The organism is Yoonia ponticola, assembly GCF_014199395.1.
Lineage (GTDB): Bacteria > Pseudomonadota > Alphaproteobacteria > Rhodobacterales > Rhodobacteraceae > Yoonia > Yoonia ponticola.
This window is the reverse complement of the sequence record NZ_JACIJM010000026.1, coordinates 1-3,384: the sequence shown is the minus strand read 5'-3', so window position 1 is coordinate 3,384 and position 3,384 is coordinate 1. Positions and strand designations below refer to the sequence as shown.

Below are 3,384 nucleotides of genomic sequence, written 5' to 3'. Positions count from 1 at the left end.
GACGACCGCTTCTCGGTCTTGGTGCATCTCGCTGCCTGCGCTGTGTTTGAAAGCGGCCGTTGGTCAAGCGAACGACAAGGTCGGCTTTGTCCGCACAGCGGACCTTGGAGTCATGCCAAAAACGGTCGCTTTTGGGAGGGTGTAAGTGTCCGACCAGATCAGACAGGTGGCACGATCTACGATAGGGCTGACCAGCCACGCTACAAGCCACCTAGACGCAAACGCCAGTGACCGGACGATACTGGGTGATTGGCCCATTTTCTTCCTCGCGTTACGGACGTACACTGAGCATAGTTTGTCTAAGGTGGAAAAGATGCCTCACTATCGTTCGAGAACAAGTACACATGGCCGAAATATGGCGGGTGCCCGTGGTCTTTGGCGCGCGACAGGGATGACCGACGGCGATTTTGGCAAACCTATCATCGCCATTGTCAACAGTTTTACCCAGTTCGTTCCCGGCCACGTCCACCTGAAGGATCTGGGCCAGCTTGTCGCTAGAGAGGTCGAAAAGGCCGGGGGGGTCGCGAAAGAGTTCAACACGATCGCCGTCGATGATGGTATCGCGATGGGCCATGACGGGATGCTGTATTCACTCCCCTCGCGAGAGATCATCGCCGACAGCGTGGAGTACATGGTCAACGCCCATTGCGCCGACGCGATGGTTTGCATTTCCAATTGCGATAAGATCACGCCAGGCATGATGATGGCCGCGATGCGATTGAACATCCCCGTGATTTTCGTGTCCGGTGGCCCGATGGAGGCTGGTAAGATCGACATCGCGGACCTTGAGATGACCAAGATTGACCTGGTCGATGCGATGGTCGCAGCCGCCAGTGAGACGCTGACCGACGCGCAGGTCCAGAACATCGAGGAAAACGCCTGCCCAACCTGTGGATCGTGTTCCGGTATGTTCACCGCCAATTCAATGAACTGCCTGGCCGAGGCACTGGGTCTGGCGCTGCCCGGAAACGGGTCCACGCTGGCCACCCATGCTGACCGCAAATCCCTGTTCTTGGAGGCCGGTCGCTGCATCGTCGATATTACCAAGCGCCACTACGAGGCTGAGGAAAAAGGCTTGCTGCCGCGCGAGATTGCTAGGTTTGAGGCATTCGAGAATGCGATGAGCCTAGATATCGCGATGGGCGGATCGACAAATACTGTGCTGCACCTGCTGGCCATCGCCAGCGAGGGCGAGGTCAATTTCACGATGGACGACATCGATCGTCTATCACGCCAGGTACCCTGTCTGTGTAAGGTCTCGCCGAACATCGCCAACGTCCACATGGAAGACGTGCATCGCGCCGGTGGCATCTTCTCTATCTTGGGAGAGCTGTCGCGGGCCGGGTTGTTGAACGACGACTGCAGCACTGTGCATTCTATGACGATGGGCAAAGCGATCGCGCAGTGGGACATCAAGGTTGCCAATAACCCTGAGGCCGAGAGCCTGTTCAAAGCGGCCCCTGGGGGCGTGCGCACCACGCAGGCCTTCAGCACGGAAAACCGGTTCAAGAAATTGGACAAGGACCGTGAAAAGGGCGTGATCAGGTCCAAGGCCCATGCCTTCAGCGAGGATGGCGGCCTTGCGGTCCTGTTTGGCAACATCGCGGCAGAAGGCTGTATTGTGAAAACGGCTGGGGTCGATGCCTCGATCCTGAAATTTATAGGCACCGCTCATGTCTGCGAGAGCCAGGAATCCGCCATCAGCGACATCCTGACCGGCAAGGTCAAGGAGGGTGCCGTGGTTGTGATCCGCTACGAGGGGCCGCGCGGCGGGCCTGGCATGCAGGAAATGCTGTATCCCACGTCTTATTTGAAATCCAAAGGCTTGGGAAAGGCCTGCGCCTTGCTAACCGATGGTCGCTTCTCTGGCGGCACCTCCGGTCTATCTATTGGGCATGTCTCGCCCGAAGCAGCAGAAGGTGGCACCATCGGGCTGGTAAAAAATGGCGACAAGATCGAGATCGACATCCCAAACCGTTCGATCCACCTAGCCGTCGATGGTGCAACTTTGGTTGCCCGCCGCGCCACACAAGATGTAACCGGCTGGCATCCGGCAGTGCTGCGCAAGCGTAAAGTGTCCAAGGCACTGCAAGCCTATGCGGCTTTGACTACCAGTGCCGCGAAAGGAGCCGTGCGTGATATCTCAAGGCTAATTAAATCACCTTAACCCTTAGCGTTACTCAACGAACAAATCTTGCAATGACGCCACGAGGGACTAGCGGTTGATGCTCTGTCAGAGGTAGCAAAGCGTAAGGTGGAACAGGGCTACCTGTAATGCCGATAAACGAACTTTGGTGGCATTCCAGAAATGCTCGTTTTTGGCATATGTGCAAACCACCTCAGATCACGCTACCAAAAACTCCGTTCCAATCCTAACCGATTGTTGAACGTTTCTGGCGATGTTGCGCTGGCAGTCATTCGCTGCGAAGCAGAAATCTTGCAACATTGGGCTCAGCGCTGCCGTAGGAAGTATCAATCGATCACGGCCGCTTCGAAATGACGAACGGCTCCTGCCGTTCGTCAAGGTTCTTAGATGTCGATCCGCTCGGAAATGCTTAGCGCGTCTTCGAGCTCGACCCCCAGATATCTGACGGTGCTATCAACCTTTGTGTGTCCAAGCAAAAGCTGGACGGCACGCAGGTTGCCTGTCTTGCGGTAGATTTCCGCCACCTTTGTTCGGCGCATGGAATGGGTGCCATAGCCACTAGGCTCTAGCCCAATGGAAACAACCCAGTCCCTAACCAAACGCCCATACTGGCGTGTTGATATGTGCGGGCGATCATGAAAACGGCTCGGAAACAAGAATTGGCTCCCGATTATTTCCGGAGACTTGATCCAGTTGGTCACAGTTTCTCGCGTGTTTTCAGCCAGTTCAAACTGAACAGGCTTGTTCGTTTTACTTTGAACTACGGACACTCTTTCACGAATTCGGTCGTCCCTGAGTAGGTCAATGACCTTCAGTGACACCAAGTCGCAACCGCGTAACTTGCTATCTATTGCGACGTTGAACAATGCTAGATCGCGGAGATTACCCGCTAGTTCGAGGCGAGCGCGGATGGCCCAGACCTGTTTGGGAAGTAGCGGGCGCTTTTGCCCGACGAGGCGGCCCTTATTCCAGGCTCTTCGTTTTGGGGTGACCGCGGGAAGTTGAACTCTTGGCATGATTTGCCCTCCATCCAACCCTCCTGCCCAAACATCAACACAGCGCTGACGACGTATTATAGCCTAAAAACTAATGACGGCTTCGCCGCAGGCGCGTCATCAAGAGTTTCTGCGAAAGCAAAAGGCGGCTTCTCTAATTGGGTGTTTGGGTCAAGCTCCTTTTCCTTTTTAGTTTCGGGTCATTGTCACTCATCCGGGTCACGCTTCTCTTCGCAGTCTGGT

Annotated in this window: 2 protein-coding genes; one reads left to right on the top strand and one right to left on the bottom strand. The window is 55.4% G+C overall.

Features of this window, described 5'->3' with window-relative positions; translation table 11 throughout:
* Positions 1-313 precede the first annotated feature (313 nt).
* The gene (gene ilvD / locus FHS72_RS18360; protein WP_050527167.1) at positions 314-2,167 is read left to right on the top strand and encodes a dihydroxy-acid dehydratase; all 1,854 of its coding nucleotides are present in this window, start codon (positions 314-316) and stop codon (positions 2,165-2,167) included.
* A 362-nt stretch (positions 2,168-2,529) separates the two neighbouring features.
* Here ilvD and FHS72_RS18355 read toward each other — a convergent pair whose 3' ends face one another.
* On the bottom strand, positions 2,530-3,162 hold the full coding sequence (locus FHS72_RS18355) for a tyrosine-type recombinase/integrase (protein WP_183531187.1): 633 nt from the start codon (positions 3,160-3,162) through the stop codon (positions 2,530-2,532).
* Positions 3,163-3,384 lie beyond the last annotated feature (222 nt).

Excerpts from the sequence above, each read along its gene's own strand:
- FHS72_RS18355 (WP_183531187.1), bottom strand. The coding sequence starts at position 3,162 with ATGCCAAGAGTTCAACTTCCCGCGGTCACCCCAAAACGAAGAGCCTGG.
- ilvD (WP_050527167.1), top strand. The coding sequence starts at position 314 with ATGCCTCACTATCGTTCGAGAACAAGTACACATGGCCGAAATATGGCG.